We start from the raw sequence: 18,806 nt of genomic DNA, 5'->3' as shown, positions 1-18,806 counted from the left end.
GCGGACTACTCAGCCGCGCGCATAGCGGCCTTGTCCTCGCGCATCAGGCGGTTGTTGCGCTGGACCACCGAATAGCTCGCCAGCGCAAACAGGATCACCAGGCCCTGGATCGACAGCGCTTCCATGGAAGGATTCAGGCCGATCGCGGTCAGAAACGCCGAGCCCTTCACGTCGGTGACCGTGATGATCGCCTGTTCCTGGAACTCCTGCACCGCCTCGCCGATGAACTTGATCGCCATCACGAACAGGAACGCCGAGGTGACGATGAACAGCGGCCGCAGCGGAAGCTTTCGCGCAATCAGGTTGATGAAATAGAACAGCACGGCGAGGCCCACCGTCGCCACCGCAAGGCCGGCGAACAGGCCCGCGCTCCAGCCACCCTCGGTCTTCGCCAGCGCATGGATGAACAGCACGGTCTCGGCGCCCTCCCGGAACACCGCGAGGAAGGCCAGCGCGCCGACCGCCCACACGGTGTCCTGCGACAGCGCACGGTCGGCTTTATGCGCAAGATAATCCTGCCAGCCGCGCGGGTCCTGCTTCACCATCAGCCAGCCGCTGACATAGAGCATCAGGGCGGCGGCGACGAGAATGATGACGCCCTCGAGGATATCGCTGTGGTCGCCGGAGTTCAGCACCGCAAACAGCCAGGCGGCGACGAAGCTGGCGCCGACCGCGGCGAGCGCCCCGCCGTACAGCGCCTGAATGCGGTGGGCGGCACCGGCCTTGGTCAGATAGCCCGCGAGTGCTGCGATCACCAGCATGGCTTCGAGTCCTTCGCGGAGCAGGATGACAGCGGCTTGGATGAAAGCTGACGACATGAAACCGAACCTTTGTTTTGGCTCGTTTTATCGTCCAAACGATTCAAGTAAAGCGGTCGCACGCCACCCAAATGCGTCAAGGCCGTCGCGCAGCAAGAAACCCCTGCAAATCGGGCACTTCCGGCAATGACAGCAGATTAGAATTGCTCAATTTCAGCCAGGCTGCCCGAGCGGCATCGCCAGCTTCTGCCTGTCGTGCTCGGTGCGCCGCGCAACCAGACGCTCGGTCTGCAAAACCGCCAGCGTCAGGACCACGATCGCAACAGCCTGATGGGCCAGCGCGAGATCGATCGGCACCTGGCGCAGCAGCGTCAGAATGCCGAGCCCGGCCTGCAGCGTGATCGCCGCCACCAGAGACCAGGCGCCGCCGACCACGGCAATACCGGCCCGTGACCTCACGCTATCGACCGCATGAAGGACCGCCAGCGCCAGTAGTGCGTAGGCGGTCATGCGGTGTTCGAACTGCACGGTGAGCGTGTTGTCGAACAAGTTGCGCCACCACGGCTCCTCGAAGAACAGTCGCGCCGACGACGGAATCAAGGCGCCGTCGATCTCGGGCCAGGTATTGTATACACGTCCCGCGCGCAGGCCCGCGACCAGCGCGCCGAAATAGAGCTGTAGGAAGGTCAACCCCAGCAACGCCACAGCGGTTATTTTCAGTCGTGGCGCCGCCGCAGGTTGCGGACGCGCACGCATCCGCCGCAGCGTCCAAACGATCGACGCAAAAATGATCAGCGCGAGCACCAGATGCGTCGCCAGCCGATATTGAGATACCTCGGTCCGTTGGGACAGGCCGGAGGCGACCATCCACCAGCCGACCGCCCCCTGCAGCGCACCGAGGCCGAAGATCAGCCACAATCGCTTTTTCAATTCAGCGCTGAACGCGCCACGCCACAGAAAGTACAGGAACGGCAGCAGGTAGACCGCACCGATCACGCGTCCGAGCAGCCGATGGCTCCATTCCCACCAGAAGATGGTCTTGAACTCGGCAAGGCTCATTCCGGCGTTGAGTTCGCGGTATTGCGGAATGGCCTTGTAGCCCTCGAACGCCTGCGCCCATTGCGCCTCGTTGAGCGGCGGCAGCGTGCCGGTAACCGGCTTCCACTCCACGATCGACAATCCGGATTCCGTCAGGCGCGTGGCGCCGCCGACCAGCACCATGACCGCAATCAGCGCGGCAACCACGATCAGCCACCATCTGATGGCGCTGGCATGCGGGGCCTGCTGTGCGGAACTAGCGGTCATAAAACCCGTCTGAAAATCCGTCCTGGCTCGCGCCGAAGGCGCGCTTGATTGAATTGGCGCGCCCCTTATAGTCCGCCCCTCCCTGCGCGCAACCCGCCACGAGCCTCATATATCCGACATGACGATACGCACCCGCAAATTCTTTGGAACCCTCGCTTTGCTGGTGCTGGTCGTGGTGTGGTCGCTGTTGGGAATGACTATCGCCCAGACGCCGTGGCTGGCCAGTTCAGGCCTGCTGCAGGCGATCTTCTATGTCGTGGCAGGGCTTGGATGGGTGCTGCCGGCGATGCCGATCGTGAGCTGGATGTCGCGGCCCGATCGCACCGCTTAGAAGATTCTTGTCTTAACGCGTTTTCTTCACGCGAACCGGTATCCACCCCGGATCAAGTCCGGGGCAGGCTTTCGCTTGAAAACGCTCTAGACCCAATTGTCCCGGGTCGGCCTGCTCGCGGGAAACATCATCCCCGACAGCAACACCCGCATCGTGCGCAGCGAACCCTGCCGTCCGTCCCAGGCGATCCGGGGCAATGCGTGCAGATTCGTGTATCCTTTGGCCTCGACGACGCCCGGGATCGTCGATACCGCGCTGGCGAAGCCTGCCTCCTGCGCCATCACGACATGCTCTCGGCGCCAGGATTGCCGGTCCCCGAACGGATAGGCGAAATGCCTGACGGGCTGGCGCAAGGCGGTCTCCGCAACCGCCTTGCCCATCGTCATTTCGCGCTGCGCGTCCGTCCCTTTCAGGTTGGACAGTGCGGAATAGTTCACCGTTGCGCTGCCGATCGTCACCAGCGGGTCGGCGGCGAGCGTGGCCAGATCGTCCCAATCCAGCGAGGCAGCGCGCGACAGCGCCCCGAGATCCACGGAGTAGCGCGTGCAGAGGTCGTGGATCGCGAACGAAAGATCCGGCGGCGGCAGCGTCCGCATCCAGCTCGCCAGAAATTCGAACGTGTCATACTTCTCGGGCGTGCTGCCCGTTGCGAAACGCCGTTCCTTGCGGTCGATCACCAGGCTGATGCGATCCTCGCGCCCGATCATCTCTTCCAGAGCGAGCCACCAGGCTTCGCCGAGCCCATCCGGAAACGCGGTGGGCAGGTAGACGGTAAAGGGCACGCCCTGCTTCGACAACACCGGATAGGCCTGCGTGATGACATCCTTGCAGCCGCCGTCGAAGGTCAGGCAGGCAAACCGATTGGCCCTTGGCAGCGTGACCGCCCGCCGGCACACCTCGTCCATCGTGATCAGGTCGAAGTTCCAACGCTTCAGTGCCTGGATCGTCCGGTCGAGAAATTGCGGCGTGATTTCACGCCACCGATTGGGCTGAAAGGTGCGGGAATCGCGCGGACGCACGCGCTCGAACCGCAAAATGACGCCGGCGCCACCGCGCTGCCGCTGCTTCAGCCTGAAATAGCCGCTGAAATAGGCGAGCTCCATCCAGGCCCGCCGCAAAATTCCGAAATCCGACGCCAAACGTACCGCCCTCAACATGCGGTCGCGCTGCCCCCGCCGCGCCGCATCGTATTACCCTTTGTTGACATTTCCCTGCGAAGGTCGGCCAAAGCCGAAATTGTAAACAAATTCATATAGCACGAGCTTTGCGATGACCATGGCTGCCGCGATCGAAGGCCGAACGGCGGATGCAGATGGGTGGTCGAAGGCGAGCCGCATCGCCGGCATCGACATCGTCCACGACCTCGCCGCAGTCGAAGCTGTCTGGCGCAATCTGGAAGGCGCGCAAACCTTCTTCACGCCGTATCAGCGCTTCGACTTCCTCAGCCCCTGGCAGCGGCAGGTCGGCGCGCGCGAAGGCCTCGCTCCCTTCATCGTGATTGCCTACGATGCGGAACGCCGTCCGCTGGCGCTGCTTCCGCTCGCGCTCAGGCACGCTTATGGCGCGCGCTGCGCCAGTTTCATGGGTGGCAAGCATTCCACCTTCAATATGGCGCTGTTCGACCGCGACTTCGCTGCAAGCGCAACGCAAGCCGATCTCGAAGGCCTGATCTCGGCGATGTCGCAGCGGTCCGAAGCCGACGTCCTCGCGCTGCATCAGCAACCGATTCGCTGGCGCGATCTACCCAATCCGTTCGCCTTGCTGCCGCATCAACCGTCGGCCAATGATTGCCCGCTATTGGCGATGGAGCCTGGCGCGGCGCCCCGTCGCGCTGATCAGCAACTCGTTCCGGCGCCGCCTCAAGGGCAAGGAACGCAAGCTGCAGTCCCTGCCCGGCTATCGCAGTTATATTGGGTCGTCAGAGGCCGACATCACTCGACTGCTCGACTGGTTTTTCCGCGTCAAGCCGCTGCGGATGGCCGAACAGAAGCTGCCGAATGTGTTCGCCGATCCCGGCATCGAGGAATTCGTCCGCAGCGCCTGCACCGCGCCGCTCGCCGGCGGCAGGCACGCCATCGACATCCACGCGCTGGAATGCGACGAGGAAGTGATCGCGATCTTTGCCGGCGTCGCCGACGGGCATCGGTTCTCGATGATGTTCAACACCTACACGATGTCGGCGAATTCAAAGTACAGCCCCGGCCTGATCCTGATGCGCGACATCATCGACCACTATGCCGCACAGGGTTACCGCGCGCTCGACCTCGGAATCGGATCGGACGACTACAAGCGGCTGTTCTGCAAGAGCGATGAGCCAATCTTCGACAGCTTTATCCCACTCAGCCAGCGCGGCAAGCTTGCCGCCAGCGTCATGTCGGGCCTTAACCGCACCAAGCGGCTGGTGAAGCACAATCCGGCGCTGCTGGAGATGGCGCAAAAGCTGCGCAGCGCGTTTAGCTAGATGTTATCATCGTAGGGTGGGCAAAGGCGTATTTGCGCCGTGCCCACCATTTCACGGCGTGCTCTTGAATGGTGGGCACGCTTCTGCTTTGCCCCCCTGCGAATTCGTTCAAGCCGCGACCACGCGTGGTCCCGGCTCCACTGCGTCCGACGACTCGCACGGTTTGCTCAGCATCGTCACCTCAAAGAAGCCGACCGCCTTGAGCTGATCGCACATCAGCGCGCGCGCGTCCTGCGCCATCGACGCTTCGGGCACCACGACCGCGCGCGCCTGCGACGTCAGGAGCTCGGCCGGCAGATCGGATGCGGTGCCGGCATCCAGCAGCACATGATCGTAGACCCGCAGCAACGCGTCGATCGCAAGCGTCAGCCGCGGTGATTGAAGCCGCGCACGGTCAAAGCCGGGGCGTCCCGCGCTGACGAGATGAACGCGCGACAGCCGATCCTTGGTGATGATCTGCGCAAACGAGGCTTCGCCCTGCATCAGTTCGGCAAGCCCCGGCGCCACCGGATCGACCGACGCCGCCGTCATCCTCGGCGAGGACGCCACGAGATCGACGACCACGATCTTTGCCTGCTGCGCCATCAGCCGCGCCAGCGTAAGTGCGGTCAGCGTGATGCTCTCGCTGGATGCCGTGCCGAGCACGGTCACCTTGCGCGCTGCAGCGCCTGCGCCAACCAGCTCGTCAGCCAGTTGCTCGATCTCGCTGTCTCCTGCCAAAGTACCCATGGGAGGGGCGTCGGCATGCGGCTCAATCAACGTTGGTTCTGAAACGTGATCCGCTTCACCGAGGTTTGCCACAGGAAGCTCGGGCGCGATCGCCGGCGCACGCACCGGTTCCGGCGCAGAAGCCAGGACGATTTCGGGTGCGATTTCGGGCGCAATTTCACGCATAACGTCCGGCGAAGCAGCGCCAGGCGTCCGCGGCGCGGTCATGCGCAGCAATTCACCGGTCGCGATCGCGCCCGAAGTGAGCAGCAAGGTCGCCAGCGTCGCGATCAAGACGATCGGCAGCTTCTTCGGATAGGTCGGCGTGTTGGAAACGGTGGCGCGGGAGATGATGCGGCCATCGGCCGGCGCCGCCTCGATATTCTCGCGGGTGTTCGCCTCGCGGTATTTGGCGAGATAGGATTCCAAGAGGTCCCGCTGGGCCTTGGCCTCGCGCTCCAGCGCGCGGAGCTGCACGTCCTGGCCGTTGGTCGAAGAAGCCTGCTTTTTCAACTGATCGAGGCTCGCCGTCAGGCCTTCGACCCGGCCGCTGGCGATGCGGGCGTCGTTCTCCAGCGAGCGGGACACCTTGCCCGCCTCCTCGCGCAACTGCCGATCGAGATCGGCAAGCTGGGCCTTCAATTCCTTGATGCGGGGATGACCGCCGAGCAGCGTCGAGGATTGCTCGGCGAACTGCGCACGCAGCGTCACGCGCTGCTCGGACAGCCGGCGCACCAGTTCGGAATTGAGCACCTCGGAAGCCTCGATCGGCTTGCCGCTCTGAAGCATCTCCTTGATCAGCCGCGCCTTGGATTCCGCATCCGACTTCAGCGCGCGTGCGTTGTTCAACTGCGTGTTGATCTCGCCCATCTGCTGGTTGGACAGCGTGGTGTTGTTGGTGCCCACGAACAGGCTCGACCTGGAGCGGAAATCCTCGACCCGCGATTCGGCCTCGGCCACGCGCTTGCGCAAGTGCTCTATTTCACCCGAGAGCCACTGGCTTGCAGACTTCGCTTGCTGCTGCCGCGCGTCCTGCTGCACCACCAGATAACCTTCCGCGATCGAGTTGGCGACGCGCGCGGCAAGCTCGGGATCACGCGATTGGAATTCGACGACGATGACGCGGGATTTGTCGACCGCATAGGCCGTGAAGCGCTCATAATAGGCCTCCAGCACGCGCTCTTCCGGCGTCAACGAAAACGGGTCGCGCCCGATGCCGACCAGGGCCAGCAGCGACTTCAGCGGCGAGATCCCCTGCAGCACCGGATCGAACTCGGGACGCTCGGCAAGCTTGTTCTTATTGATGATCTCGCGGGCCAGATCGCGCGATTGCACCAATTGCACCTGGCTGGTGACGGCCTCGGCGTCGAGCGCACTGCGCTCCTCGTTGCGCTCGCCGTTCGGCCGCAGGAAAACGTTCTCGCGCCCGTCGACCAGAATGCGCGCTTCCGACTTGTAGCGCGGCGTGATCATGTTGACCGCGGCCAGCGAAAGCACCAGCGCCAGCAATGTCGGAACGATGATCCAACTGCGCCTGCGCATCAACGCCTGACCAAGCGCATGCAGATCGAGATCGCCGGACTCAGATGCGGCGACGGGCTTCGGCGCCGAAGCCACAGGCCTTGCCATCGCCCGCTGCACCACCGGCTTGTCCTTGCCTGCACGCCAGAACGCCAAACGCATCCCACACTCCCGTGGACGCAACTATCGGTCCACTCGACGGGGGCGATTACACTTCATTATGGTTGCCGGTGGGTTAATTTGCCTCGTCTGCGCGCCCGAGCGACGCCTCGCGCGCGCAGTCATTTTTTGTTAACCATCGAAGCCCTTAATCGCGGAATACTTTCCAGGATACCTGTAATGCGCGGCGTGCTCGCCCCTATTCCAGTTCTGATTGCCGCGCTGACGCTTGCGGGCTGCCTGGCCCGGACCGCGCAGGTTCCGGTCGCATCTGAAGGCGGTCTCGATGCCTGTCGTTGACGGTCAGCCGCTTCGGATTCTGCACGCAACGCGCGCGCCGGTCGGCGGCATCTTCCGCCATATCCTCGATCTCGCCAACGGCCAGATCGACCGCGGCCATCACGTCGGCATCATCGCCGATAGCCTCACCGGCGGCGAACGCGCCGAGCAGGCGCTGGCGGAAATCGCCCCGCGCCTCAAGCTCGGCGTTCACCGCACCGCCATTCGCCGCGAGCCGCTTCCGAGCGATGTTCTGGTGTGGGCCCGGTTCCAGCGCATGGTCCGCCAATTGAAGCCGGACGTGCTGCACGGTCACGGCGCCAAGGCCGGCGCCTTCATGCGCATAAGGACCGCTTCCCGCGACAGGATCAGGGTCTATACCCCGCACGGCGGCTCGCTGCACTATCCGCTGTCGACGCTGAAGGGCAACATCTATGCCCGTGTCGAACGCGCGCTGATGAACGATACCGACCTGTTCTTGTTCGAAAGCGCGTTTGCTCGCAACACCTACCAGCGTACCATCGGCATGCCGAAGGGACTGGTGCGATGCGTGTTCAACGGCGTCACCGCCAGTGAATTCGATCCCGTCGTCAAGGCGGAGGACGCCACCGACCTGATCTATGTCGGCGAGTTCCGGCACATCAAGGGTGCCGACCTTCTGATCGATGCGGTAGCGCGGCTACGCGCCGACGGCCGTCCGGTGACGCTGACGCTCGCAGGCGACGGCGAGGAAAGCGAAGGCCTCAAAGCCCAGGTCGAGCGGCTCGACCTCGGTAAGGCCGTGCGCTTCATCGGCCACGTCAAGGCGCGTTACGGCTTCTCCAAGGGCTCGCTGCTGGTGGTTCCCTCTCGCGGAGACTCGATGCCCTATGTCGTGATCGAGGCGGCGGCCGCCGGCATTCCTATGGTCGCCGCCAATGTCGGCGGCATCCCCGAGATTTTCGGCCCGCATGGTGATGCCTTGTTCGCGCCCAGCAACGCAGCCGCCATGGCCGATGCTATCGAAGCTGCGATGAAGGATCCGGCCGCAACGAAGGATCGGGCCAGATCGTTGCGCGAACGAATCTTCCAGCATTTTTCGCAGAAGGCTATGGTCGAGGGCGTTGTTGCCGGCTACCGCGAGGCGTTTGCCAATCGTTAACCGAAAATTACCAACGTAACTGTTTCTTCCGATTTGTCCCGTAAGCCCGTGGTGTGGGGAATTCCGCACCGGCGGGCACGTTGCTGTGTGCCCGCTCAAGAACGGACGTGGACCAGTGGAACCGATTAACGCACGCTCGATGCTCGATGCCGCGGCGACCGCCAGCGCCAATCGTCCGCCGATCGAACGGCGCCGCAGGTTGTCTCCGGCAGCGCTCGCCGTCACCAATCAGAAAGTTGGCCGCGCCTATTCGCCGATCGTGATCGCGGGGGTGGTTCGCGTGATCGATTTCGCGATGCTGAGCGCGATCGGTGCTGCGCTCTATTTTGGTTACGTCGTGCCTCTCAGAGGCTTTTCCTGGGAATTTCTCGCGGCGATCTTCGGCGTGGCGGCAACGGCAGTGATCTGCTTCCAGGCCGCCGATATCTATCAGGTGCAGTTATTCCGCGGCCATCTTCGCCAGATGACGCGGATAATTTCATCCTGGGCATTCGTGTTCCTGCTGTTCATCGGCGCATCCTTCATCGTGAAGCTCGGCAGCGAGATTTCGCGGCTGTGGCTCACGGCGTTTTTCGTGAGCGGCCTCGCGGCGCTGGTCACGGAGCGCGTGTTCCTGCGCTCGCTGGTGCGCCGCTGGGCCCGTCAGGGCCGGCTCGATCGACGCACCATCATCGTGGGCGCGGACCAGAACGGCGAAGAGCTCGTGCAGGCGCTCAAGACGCAAGACGATTCCGACATCCATGTGCTCGGCGTGTTCGACGACCGCAACGACGACCGCGCGATGGATACCTGCGCCGGCAGTCCCAAGCTCGGCAAGGTCGACGACATCGTCGAGTTTGCGCGCCGCACCCGCATCGACCTCGTGCTGTTCGCGCTGCCGATTTCGGCCGAGACGCGCATTCTCGATATGTTGAAGAAGCTGTGGGTGCTTCCGGTCGATATCCGCCTTTCGGCCCATACCAACAAGCTGCGCTTCCGTCCCCGCTCCTACTCCTATCTCGGCGAGGTGCCTACCCTCGACGTGTTCGAGGCGCCGATCACCGACTGGGACCTGGTGATGAAGTGGCTGTTCGACCACGTCGTCGGCTTCGTGATCCTGGTGCTGGCGCTGCCGGTGATGGGTCTGGTCGCGCTGGCGGTGAAGCTCGACAGCCCGGGGCCGATACTGTTCCGCCAGAAGCGTTTCGGCTTCAACAATGAGCGCATCGACGTTCTCAAGTTCCGTTCGATGTACCACCATCAGGCCGATCCGACCGCCTCCAAGGTCGTGACCAAGAATGACCCGCGCGTCACCCGCGTCGGGCGCTTCATCCGCAAGACCAGCCTCGACGAACTGCCGCAGCTCTTTAACGTCGTGTTCAAGAGCAATCTTTCGCTGGTAGGGCCGCGCCCGCACGCCGTGCAAGGCAAGTTGCAAAGCCGCCTGTTCGATGAAGCCGTTGACGGTTATTTCGCGCGCCACCGCGTCAAGCCCGGCATCACCGGCTGGGCGCAGATCAACGGCTGGCGCGGCGAAGTCGACACCGACGAGAAGATCCAGAAGCGCGTCGAGTTCGACCTGTATTACATCGAGAACTGGTCGGTGCTGTTGGATCTCTACGTCCTGCTCAAGACGCCGATCGCACTGATGACCAAGAGCGAGAACGCGTATTGAGCTGAGGACACGCAAACCGTCATTGCGAGGAGCGATAGCGACGAAGCAATCCATCTATCGTCGCTGGGCGCCATGGATTGCTTCCGCCTTCGCTCGTCGAGCTACGGCGGACAAGTCGCTTTGCTCGCAATGACGGAAGCAGCGGTCCGATTGTTTTGTTGAGTTGCGTGAGTGTGTGATGGCGTATGCGGCGACAGCCGGGGAATCGCTCCCATCGATAACGGCCGCGCCCGGCGTGCTCGCGCTGCAGCGCGCGTTGGTTTGGCTGGTGGGTGCGTCCATCGCCATTGTCTTCATCGAGCCGAGCCCCTATGAGCTGGCGACGCTTGCCGCCTCGGTGATCTTCTTCGCAACGGGCGCGCGGATGCGGCTGGTGTTCATGCCGCTGCTGCTGCTCTTGTTCCTGCTCAACCTCGGCTACAGCATCAGTGCGGTCGCCGTAATGGATCGGCCCAACGTGCCGAGTTGGATTGCGACCTCCTGGTATATGGCGATCACGGTCATCTTCTTCGCGATGGTGATCTCCGAGGATACCGCGGCGCGGCTCGACATGCTCCGGCGCGGCCTCATCGTCGGCGCGATGATTGCGGCGCTCGCCGGTATCGCGGGTTACTTCAATCTCGTTCCCGGCGGTCGAGACCTGCTGACGCTCTATGACCGCGCCCGCGGCACCTTCAAGGACCCGAACGTGTTTGGCGCGTTTCTGGTGCTGCCGGCGCTGCTCGTGCTGCAAAGCGTGGTCACGGACAAATTCGGCAAGGCGTTCCGCAGCGCGATCGTGTTTGGCATCATATCGTTGGCGATTCTCCTGGCGTTCTCACGCGCTGCGTGGGGCATGCTTATCATCACCTCGGGCTTCGTGCTGGCATTGATGGTGCTGACCAGCCGCTCGCAGTCGCAGCGCTCGCGCATCATCGTGATGGCTCTCGTTACCGTAGTGCTGGCGGCCGCCCTGGTCGCGGTGCTGCTGTCGTTCGATTCGATTGCGCAGCTGTTCAAGGAGCGCGCCAGCCTGGACCAGAGCTACGACGAAGGCCGCTTCGGCCGGTTCGGCCGGCACATCCTCGGCGCAGAAATGGCGTTGGGCCTGCCATTCGGCATCGGTCCGCTACAGTTCACCCGCTACTTCCCGGAAGACACTCACAATTCGTATCTTAACGCGTTCATGTCGGGCGGTTGGCTCTCCGGCGTCTGCTATCCGGCGCTGGTCTTCGTCACGGTGCTGACAGGCTTCCGCTATCTCTTCGTCCGCGTGCCCTGGCAGCCGGCCTATCTGGCAATCTTCGCAGCCTTCCTCGGCACGGTCGGCGAGAGCTTCATCATCGATACCGACCATTGGCGGCACTTCTGGATGATGCTGGGAACGATGTGGGGCATGTTCGTCGCCGCCGAACGCTGGAAGGCAGGTGCCGATCCGGCACAGGCCCGGGAGCGTAGGGTGGGCAAAGGCGCGCAAGCGCCGTGCCCACCATGATCTTGCTCGCTCTTAATGGTGGGCACGCTTTGCTTTGCCCACCCTACGATTCGTTGCTACTTCTCCACCGTAAACGTCAGCCCCGCGTGATCAACCAATCGCTTGATCAGCTTGTGCTGCATCGCTGCACCCGGCGTCCAGAAGCCGGCCGGCACATCGGGCGCGTCGCGCAGCAGACAGATCGCGCATTCGGAAATCATCTTCGAGGTCGAGCCGTAGCCGGGATCGCGGTCGCCCTTCACGGATGCGCGAACCTGCTTGCCATCGGGGGCAATGGCGACGAACAGCAGATCGTAGAAACCGTTCTCCCGCATCTCTTTCGAGGGACCGTCACCAGGCTTCAATGCGGCCGCGCCGCCCATCCTCTCGGCGTTGACGGCTGCAACAAGGCGTTTGGCATTTGCTTCGCCCTGCTCTCCAGGACCGGTCAGAACCATCTCGTCATAAACGAAGTCTTTGCCGTACGAAAAATTCATCAGCATATTGGAACGATGCACGTTGCGGGTGTTGATGGTCGCCATCGCGAAGGGCGCCGTCCACTGACCCAAGTCCTCGTCGAACAGCGGCTTGTTGCCTCGCGGCTGCCTTAGACCCTCAAATCCCGGCACCAGCAAAAATGGATCCTTCAACAAGGTGACCAGAGTGAGGTCTTGTGCGGCTGCCGCGAACGTCGCCCAGGTGCTCGCGGCGGTACCACCGGACAACGTGCCACTCATGTCGCGGACCCGGCCTTTGACACGGTTGGCCGATGTTCCAAAATTCTTCTTCGCTTCCTCCTGGGCGAAGAACACGCCGAGTTCGAACGGAAGCGAATCAAGTCCTCGTCGAACAGCGGCTTGTTGCCTCGCGGCTGCCTTAGACCCTCAAATCCCGGCACCAGCAAAAATGGATCCTTCAACAAGGTGACCAGAGTGAGGTCTTGTGCGGCTGCCGCGAACGTCGCCCAGGTGCTCGCGGCGGTACCACCGGACAACGTGCCACTCATGTCGCGGACCCGGCCTTTGACACGGTTGGCCGATGTTCCAAAATTCTTCTTCGCTTCCTCCTGGGCGAAGAACACGCCGAGTTCGAACGGAAGCGAATCGAAACCGCAGGAAAATACGATGCGTGCGCCGGTCGACTTTGCGGTCGCCTGGTGCGCGTCGATCATCTGCCGCATCCAGACTGGCTCGCCACAGAGGTCCAGGTAGTCGACACCAGCTGCGACGCAGATTGCGATCAGTTCGGAGCCATAGAGCTGATACGGACCAACGGTCGAGATAACCGATTTGGTTTGGCTGACCATGGTCTTCAGCGAGGCGGGATCACAGGCGTCAGCGACAATCAGCGCGGTGTCGGCCGGCGCTCCGATCACGTCGCGCACCGAGGCAAGCTTGTCCTTGCTGCGCCCGGCCATCGCCCATTTCAGATTACCTTCGCCACTGTAGTGCGCGGCGAGATATTCGGCGATGAGCTGGCCGGTGAAGCCGGTGGCGCCATAGACAACGATGTCAAATTCCGGCGAAGACATACTCTGGTTTCCAAAAAGACTGTGCTCGAAAAAACCGAGTTACTTCCCCACCGTGAACGTCAATCCGGCATGATCAACAAGCCGCTTGATCAGCTTGTGCTGCATCGCTGCGCCCGGCGTCCAGATTCCCGCCGGAACGTCCGGCGTGTCGCGCAGCAGGCAGATCGCGCATTCCGAGATCATCTTTGACGTCGAGCCATAGCCGGGATCGCGGTCGCCCTTCACGGATGCGCAGACCTGACGGCCATCGGGCGCGATGGCGACGTAGAGCAGATCGTAGAGCCCGTTCTCCCGCTCTTCTTTCGACGGCCCTTCGCCGGGCTTGGGCGCACCGGGACCGGTCTTTTCGGTGTTCGCCGCCATCACGAGCTTGGCGTTGGCTTCGCCCTTCTCGCCAGCTCCCGTCAGCACCATTTCGTCGTAGACGAACTCCTTTCCGTACGGAAAACCCATCAGCATGTTCGAGCGATGGATATTGCGGGTGTTGATGAGCGCCATCATGAAGGGCGCCGCCCAGGACTGCAGGTCTTCCTCATAGGCCGGCTTGCTGCCCGGCGGCTGTTTCGGCCCCTTGAATCCGGGCGTCAGCGCGAACGCATCCTTGAGGATCGCAACAAGGCTGAGATCCTTGGCAACTGCGTCGAAGGTCGCCTTGGCGCTCGCGGCGGTGCCACCCGACAAGGTGCCGCGCATGTCGCGCACGCGACCCTTGACGCGCAAAGCCGGCGAGCCGAACACCCGTTTGGCTTCCTCCTGCACAAAGAAGGCGCCGAGTTCGAACGGCACCGAGTCGAACCCGCACGAAAACACGATGCGTGCACCGCTCGCTTTGGCTGCGGCTTCATGCTTGTCGATCATTTCCCGCATCCACAGCGGTTCGCCGCAGAGGTCGAAATAGTCGATCCCTGCCGCCACACAGGCCGCAAGCAGCTCGTTGCCATAAAACTGATACGGACCGACCGTGGTGATCACGGATTTCGTCTGATCCACCATCGCTTTCAACGAGGCAGGATCGGACGCATCTGCCACGATCAGCGGCGTATCCGCCGGCGCGCCGATCGCGTCACGTACCGCGGCGAGCTTGTCCTTGCTGCGGCCGGCCATCGCCCATTTCAGATTGGCGTCGCCCTTGTAATGCGTCGCGAGATATTCGGCGACGAGCTGGCCGGTGAAGCCGGTGGCGCCGTAGACGACGATGTCGAATTTCGACGAAGACATAGCTGGGATTTCCTACAGAAACGAATTTGGCCCCTTTTGTCACTGCGAGCGAAGCGAAGCAATCCAGAAATCGGGCCACGATGGAAGGCTAGATTGCTTCCGCCTTCGCTCCTTGAGCTACGGCGGACGCGGTCGTCGCGGAGTTTACCATCGGGCCGGCGGAGCCGGACCCGTTGGCTCCTCGCAATGACGGCTGGGCTATTTCTTCGAATAGGACACGCCCATCCCGGCGCGCACGTCGGCCTGAATGCCATAGGGCGCGATCGGATAGCGCAGGCCGTTCTTCGCGAGCTGCTTCATGCCTACGATGGCCTTGGCAAGATGCTCCGGCTTGAGCGCGATCAGCATCTCTTCGTCGGGCACGCCGCCATAACGCCGTTCTGCAAAGCACGGCAGCGAGAGCGACGGCTCGCCGGTCTTCAGCGCCCTGCCCCAGGAATCCGCGCAGGCGGTCTCGCCGACCACGCCCCATTCGAATTTCTTGTACCCGGTATATTGCAGGCCGTTGATCAGAATGATCATCTGGCCGGGCGTGGCGTAGACCAGACAAATATCCGGCGGATTGAGCCGGCCGCTGGTGAGCGGGCTCACTGCCATCGCCTGGTACTGGCCGAAGGGCACAACGTCGAGCGCTTCCTGACGCTTGCGTGCGTCTTCGGCGGTGCCATGCCAGACGCCCACGTAGTTTTCTCCCGCGAGCCACTTCTCGTCCTGCGGCGCAAGCCCGATCACCGCACGGCATTGCGCGCCGACCAGATCGTCGCCGGTGATACCGACGGTCCAGCCGAGCCGTGAGGCCATGCTGACGATCTGATCGGTGGTATGCACCGCCGAGGGACGCCGGATTTTTGGAATTGCCGTCATCTCCTCGACGCTGGCAAACATCTTGATGCCGATCACGGTCGTCTTCAGCCGCAGCAGGCTGTTCAGGTCGGCCACCATGCCGGCCAAATCGAACGTTTCCGGCGTTTGCTGTTGCATGGCGTCAACTCCCAAATCGGCGCGTTTAGCCGGCGCCTGTCGTTCGATTGTAGCCCGGCTGGCTGCCCGCTGCTACTTTGCCGGACCCGGCAACAACTCGTCGATCTTGCCGGTGGCGCGGTAAGCGATCAGGCCCATCCATTCGCGCAGCGCGAGGTCGGTTCGTCCTAGGCCGTCGATCGCAATATTGGTGAAATCAAATACGTCGCCGCCTCGGCCAACCCGCCAGTCGACGGGATAAGGTTCGACCGCAAATCCCGCCTTCCGGAACAGGCCGATCGATCGCGGCATATGGAAGGCCGAGGTCACCAACAGCCAACGCTCGCCTTCCTTGGGCGTAAGCAGCGCCTTGGAGAATTCCGCGTTCTCCTGCGTGTTGCGGGAACCCCGTTCCATGATCAGCCGCGACTTGTCGATGCCGAGGCTTTCGAAGATGGTGCCAGCGAAATCGGCTTCCCTGGCGTCGTTCGAAATCAGTCTCGCGCTGCCGCCGGAGAAAATAATGCGCGCCTTGGGGTAACGGTGTGCCAGCGCGGCAGCCGCGATCAGACGGTCGGGCGAGCTGCGCACCACCGGCGTGCCGTGCGCGACGGAAAGATCGGCTTCGATCGACGCACCGAGCACGATGATGCCATCAGGCGTGCCGCGCGTCCCGTCCCATGGCGGAAAGCGCTGCTCCAGGGGATAGAGCAGCAGGTTCCCGAGCGGCGACAGTCCGCAAATGACGAGCAGCAACACGGCCGCGATCACCAGCTTGCGGCCGAGCGATGCAAAGCGGGTGAACATCAGGATGGCGCCGACGAAGCCTACGCCGATCAGCAGATTTGTCGGCAACAGCAGAAAGCCGAGCGTCTTGGAGAGGACAAAAAACAAGGGAAGCCTCTGATAATGTCTGGTACAGCGTCATACGACGCCATTGCAGCAACCAAAAGCCTCCGCATGCCCCATCATCACCTGCATTCCAGCCCCGAAACCTGCCACTGGGGCTTCTTCGAAGCCAAATTGAAGCCGGTCCTCACCATTGCCAGCGGCGACGAAGTCACCATCGATACCGTAACTGGCGGCCCGGACGTGTTGCCTGATCGCAGCAAGTTTCATGTACCTCCCGAGCTTGCCGATATTCACGCGCGAAGCGAGCGGATGCTGCCGGGCCACATTCTCACCGGCCCGGTCGCCGTGGAAGGGGCCGAGCCCGGCGACGTGCTGGAGGTCGACATTCTTGACGTCCAGCTCCGGCAGGACTGGGGATACAACCTGATCCGTCCGCTGGCGGGGACGCTACCCGACGATTTTCACGAAACGCGGATCCTGAACATTCCGCTCGACCGCGAGCGGATGGTGGGACGGATGCCGTGGGGGCTCGATCTGCCGCTTAAGCCGTTCTTCGGCGTGATGGGCGTGGCGCCGCCGCCCGCCTGGGGCCGCATCACCTCGCTGATCCCGCGCGCGATGGGCGGCAATCTCGACAACAAGGAACTGGGCGCCGGCGCCAAGCTGTATCTGCCGGTGTTCGTGCCCGGCGCTCTGTTCTCCTGCGGCGACGGACACGGCGTGCAGGGCGATGGCGAAGTCTGCGTCACCGCGATCGAGACCGCGCTGCAGGGCCGCTTCTGTCTGACGCTGCGCAAGGACCTGCGGCTCGCCTATCCCCGCGCGGAAACGACCACGCATTACATGACGATGGCGATGGATCCCGATCTCGATCAATGCGTGGTGCGGGCGCTGCGCGACATGATCGTGCTGCTCGGCGAGAAGCGCAATCTGTCGCGCGAGGATGCGTATACCCTCTGCAGCCTCGCTGCCGATTTGCGCGTGACGCAAACCGTGAACGGCTCCAAGGGCATTCACTGCATGATCGCGAAGGCGGTCGTGCACGGCTGATTGGACGAGCTGCGGCTCCTCAAAAAGGAGACAGCAGCTTCAGCCGCGCGTGAAACAATACGCTGGTCTTTCCGACCAACGCGGTCCCCTGCACTTGCGCGCCATCGGCGGCGTACGATCCGCTGAAGCCGCAAGTGACTTCGCGCCCCCCGAACAGCGGCAGGCTGCCTGCTGATTTCGTGTGCTCGTTGGTGATCAGTTCACCGCGCCACTTGCCGCGATCCGCGGTGTATGAACCCGTGTAATAGAAATACGAGTCACCGCCGGCGACCTTGCCGTCGCGCAGCACAATCACGCCGTGCGCGCGGCCATGGCCGCCGTCCGTCATCTCGATCTGGATGGTGTAGAGACCGTTCGTTACCGTCATTGCGCCCTTGCCGCCGTCCCAGGACATCATCGGCATTCCCTGCAGCGCGAAGCAATGGGGAAAATGGCCCGCACGGCTGGATCGTTTCTCGGCACCTCTAACCGCCGTTAAGGCTGCCGCGCGCTGCGCGTCACGGGCGCTTTAGCTAATCCACAAACCCGGCTTCGGTATTTAATATGTTTTTTCAATTGGATAGCGAGCTATCCACAAGTCGTTTGACTCATGTGTGCAAAACTAAATAGAGTCGAAATAGTAACTTTTCAGTACAGCGTTTAAAAGTTAGCGTTCCCCATGGCTACAGAAAAAGCCGAAACCGACCGCGTTCCCGTGACCTTGGCGCTCTCGACCATCGCTTATATGGAAAGATTGGTGAGACAGGGCACCCACGGCACTAGTGTTCCCGGCGTTGCAAGGACGCTGATCGAGGAAGGCATTCGGCTCGCCATCAAGGATGGGCTGCTTGCAATCCGCGACAACGGCAAGACGTCCTGACGGGAGCAACGCGGCGGTTTTCACAGAATGTGGAACCGAGAAAATGCTTACGAATGTACCGACCTGGACCACCGATCGCGTCGAACTCCTGAAGAGTCATTTTGAGGCCGGCCTCACCTGTCGCGAGATCGCGGCCAGCATCGGCGTCAGCCGTAACGCCGTAATCGGCAAACTCTCGCGCCTGCAATTGACGCGCGGCCCCGCCCCCGCCGAACCGCGTCCGACCAAAGTTGCCAGGGAGCGTTCGCGGAAGTCCGTTCCCAGGCTGCAGTATCAAGTCCTGCAAGCTGTCTACGAAAACGCGCAGCCGCTACAGGAAGAGCCTATCGTAAGCGAACGCCGCTGCTCGCTATACGAACTCAGCAACGAAAGATGCCGCTGGCCGATCAGCACGCCAGGTGCAGAGGATTTCTGCTTTTGCGGCAATACGCCGGTGGAAGGCATGCCCTATTGCTCGGGCCACACCCGCCTCGCCTACCGCCCGGGTTCGCGTCAGCGCGTCTCGCGCGCGTGAGCGGCGTCAGTTGCCGTCAAGACGCGTCCAGAATGTAGAGCATCGGTTCTGA

General features: G+C 62.6%; 15 protein-coding genes and 3 pseudogenes. 8 read left to right on the top strand and 10 right to left on the bottom strand.

Annotated elements, in window-relative coordinates:
* Window positions 1–5: 5 nt before the first annotated feature.
* Complete coding sequence (locus V1292_RS23520) at window positions 6–818, bottom strand: FTR1 family iron permease (protein WP_334375023.1); 813 nt, start codon at window positions 816–818, stop codon at window positions 6–8.
* Between the two features lie 153 nt (window positions 819–971).
* The gene (locus tag V1292_RS23515) at window positions 972–2,063 is read right to left on the bottom strand and encodes a COX15/CtaA family protein (RefSeq protein WP_334375022.1); all 1,092 of its coding nucleotides are present in this window, start codon (window positions 2,061–2,063) and stop codon (window positions 972–974) included.
* Window positions 2,064–2,181: 118 nt separating this feature from the next.
* Between V1292_RS23515 and V1292_RS23510 the strand changes: the two genes are divergently transcribed.
* Entirely contained in the window at window positions 2,182–2,394 is a 213-nt protein-coding gene (locus V1292_RS23510; protein ID WP_334375021.1) for a DUF2842 domain-containing protein, read from the top strand.
* 86 nt (window positions 2,395–2,480) lie between these two features.
* Here the strand turns inward: V1292_RS23510 and V1292_RS23505 are convergent, their stop codons facing one another.
* Window positions 2,481–3,533, bottom strand: coding sequence for a polysaccharide deacetylase family protein (locus tag V1292_RS23505; RefSeq protein WP_334375020.1), 1,053 nt, complete (start codon window positions 3,531–3,533; stop codon window positions 2,481–2,483).
* A 130-nt stretch (window positions 3,534–3,663) separates the two neighbouring features.
* Between V1292_RS23505 and V1292_RS23500 the strand changes: the two are divergent.
* Window positions 3,664–4,855: pseudogene (locus V1292_RS23500) on the top strand (GNAT family N-acetyltransferase).
* Window positions 4,856–4,963: 108 nt separating this feature from the next.
* Here the strand turns inward: V1292_RS23500 and V1292_RS23495 are convergent.
* Window positions 4,964–7,246, bottom strand: a complete 2,283-nt coding sequence (locus V1292_RS23495) for a GumC family protein (protein ID WP_334375019.1) — start codon at window positions 7,244–7,246, stop codon at window positions 4,964–4,966.
* A gap of 283 nt (window positions 7,247–7,529) precedes the next feature.
* Between V1292_RS23495 and V1292_RS23490 the strand changes: the two genes are divergently transcribed.
* The 3 genes from V1292_RS23490 to V1292_RS23480 all read left to right on the top strand — a co-directional run bounded on the left by V1292_RS23490 (window position 7,530) and on the right by V1292_RS23480 (window position 11,791).
* Window positions 7,530–8,663: a glycosyltransferase family 4 protein gene (locus V1292_RS23490; protein ID WP_334375018.1), complete on the top strand. Its 1,134-nt coding sequence runs from the start codon at window positions 7,530–7,532 to the stop codon at window positions 8,661–8,663.
* Window positions 8,664–8,778: 115 nt separating this feature from the next.
* Complete coding sequence (locus V1292_RS23485; RefSeq protein ID WP_334375017.1) at window positions 8,779–10,317, top strand: undecaprenyl-phosphate glucose phosphotransferase; 1,539 nt, start codon at window positions 8,779–8,781, stop codon at window positions 10,315–10,317.
* A 178-nt stretch (window positions 10,318–10,495) separates the two neighbouring features.
* Window positions 10,496–11,791: an O-antigen ligase family protein gene (locus V1292_RS23480; RefSeq protein WP_334375016.1), complete on the top strand. Its 1,296-nt coding sequence runs from the start codon at window positions 10,496–10,498 to the stop codon at window positions 11,789–11,791.
* A 56-nt stretch (window positions 11,792–11,847) separates the two neighbouring features.
* On the opposite strand, the pseudogene V1292_RS23475 reads toward V1292_RS23480, so the two are convergent.
* The 5 genes and pseudogenes from V1292_RS23475 to V1292_RS23455 form a co-directional block, all read right to left on the bottom strand.
* Window positions 11,848–12,612 (bottom strand): annotated as a pseudogene (locus tag V1292_RS23475) (saccharopine dehydrogenase); the annotation flags it as partial.
* Between the two features lie 263 nt (window positions 12,613–12,875).
* A pseudogene (locus V1292_RS33925) lies at window positions 12,876–13,301 on the bottom strand (saccharopine dehydrogenase family protein); the annotation flags it as partial.
* 39 nt (window positions 13,302–13,340) lie between these two features.
* On the bottom strand, window positions 13,341–14,519 hold the full coding sequence (locus V1292_RS23465) for a saccharopine dehydrogenase family protein (RefSeq protein WP_334375014.1): 1,179 nt from the start codon (window positions 14,517–14,519) through the stop codon (window positions 13,341–13,343).
* 198 nt (window positions 14,520–14,717) lie between these two features.
* A complete protein-coding gene (locus V1292_RS23460; protein WP_334375013.1) occupies window positions 14,718–15,500 on the bottom strand; it encodes a DUF169 domain-containing protein in 783 nt (260 codons plus the stop codon).
* A 72-nt stretch (window positions 15,501–15,572) separates the two neighbouring features.
* Complete coding sequence (locus tag V1292_RS23455) at window positions 15,573–16,373, bottom strand: YdcF family protein (RefSeq protein WP_334375012.1); 801 nt, start codon at window positions 16,371–16,373, stop codon at window positions 15,573–15,575.
* 66 nt (window positions 16,374–16,439) lie between these two features.
* Between V1292_RS23455 and V1292_RS23450 the strand changes: the two genes are divergently transcribed.
* Window positions 16,440–17,381: an acetamidase/formamidase family protein gene (locus tag V1292_RS23450; protein WP_334375011.1), complete on the top strand. Its 942-nt coding sequence runs from the start codon at window positions 16,440–16,442 to the stop codon at window positions 17,379–17,381.
* A gap of 19 nt (window positions 17,382–17,400) precedes the next feature.
* Here the strand turns inward: V1292_RS23450 and V1292_RS23445 are convergent, their stop codons facing one another.
* Entirely contained in the window at window positions 17,401–17,778 is a 378-nt protein-coding gene (locus V1292_RS23445) for a GrlR family regulatory protein (protein WP_334375010.1), read from the bottom strand.
* A gap of 261 nt (window positions 17,779–18,039) precedes the next feature.
* On the opposite strand from V1292_RS23445, the gene V1292_RS23440 reads away from it, so the two are divergent.
* A complete protein-coding gene (locus V1292_RS23440; RefSeq protein WP_057845825.1) occupies window positions 18,040–18,240 on the top strand; it encodes a hypothetical protein in 201 nt (66 codons plus the stop codon).
* Window positions 18,241–18,283: 43 nt separating this feature from the next.
* Window positions 18,284–18,754 carry a GcrA family cell cycle regulator gene (locus V1292_RS23435; RefSeq protein ID WP_334375009.1) on the top strand — a complete coding sequence of 157 codons (471 nt, stop codon included), beginning with the start codon at window positions 18,284–18,286 and terminating at the stop codon, window positions 18,752–18,754.
* The last annotated feature ends 52 nt before the right edge of the window (window positions 18,755–18,806 follow it).

The sequence above is a fragment of the Bradyrhizobium sp. AZCC 1719 genome, from assembly GCF_036924525.1.
Lineage (GTDB): Bacteria > Pseudomonadota > Alphaproteobacteria > Rhizobiales > Xanthobacteraceae > Bradyrhizobium.
The sequence above is the reverse complement of the archived record's forward strand: the minus strand, read 5'-3'. Positions and strand labels throughout refer to the sequence as shown.

Coding starts and splice junctions, on each gene's coding strand:
- V1292_RS23490 (WP_334375018.1), top strand. CDS start 7,530: ATGCCTGTCGTTGACGGTCAGCCGCTTCGGATTCTGCACGCAACGCGC.
- V1292_RS23440 (WP_057845825.1), top strand. CDS start 18,040: ATGGCTACAGAAAAAGCCGAAACCGACCGCGTTCCCGTGACCTTGGCG.
- V1292_RS23515 (WP_334375022.1), bottom strand. CDS start 2,063: ATGACCGCTAGTTCCGCACAGCAGGCCCCGCATGCCAGCGCCATCAGA.
- V1292_RS23495 (WP_334375019.1), bottom strand. CDS start 7,246: ATGCGTTTGGCGTTCTGGCGTGCAGGCAAGGACAAGCCGGTGGTGCAG.
- V1292_RS23465 (WP_334375014.1), bottom strand. CDS start 14,519: ATGTCTTCGTCGAAATTCGACATCGTCGTCTACGGCGCCACCGGCTTC.
- V1292_RS23510 (WP_334375021.1), top strand. CDS start 2,182: ATGACGATACGCACCCGCAAATTCTTTGGAACCCTCGCTTTGCTGGTG.
- V1292_RS23445 (WP_334375010.1), bottom strand. CDS start 17,778: ATGATGTCCTGGGACGGCGGCAAGGGCGCAATGACGGTAACGAACGGT.
- V1292_RS23460 (WP_334375013.1), bottom strand. CDS start 15,500: ATGCAACAGCAAACGCCGGAAACGTTCGATTTGGCCGGCATGGTGGCC.
- V1292_RS23520 (WP_334375023.1), bottom strand. CDS start 818: ATGTCGTCAGCTTTCATCCAAGCCGCTGTCATCCTGCTCCGCGAAGGA.
- V1292_RS23450 (WP_334375011.1), top strand. CDS start 16,440: ATGCCCCATCATCACCTGCATTCCAGCCCCGAAACCTGCCACTGGGGC.
- V1292_RS23480 (WP_334375016.1), top strand. CDS start 10,496: ATGGCGTATGCGGCGACAGCCGGGGAATCGCTCCCATCGATAACGGCC.
- V1292_RS23435 (WP_334375009.1), top strand. CDS start 18,284: ATGCTTACGAATGTACCGACCTGGACCACCGATCGCGTCGAACTCCTG.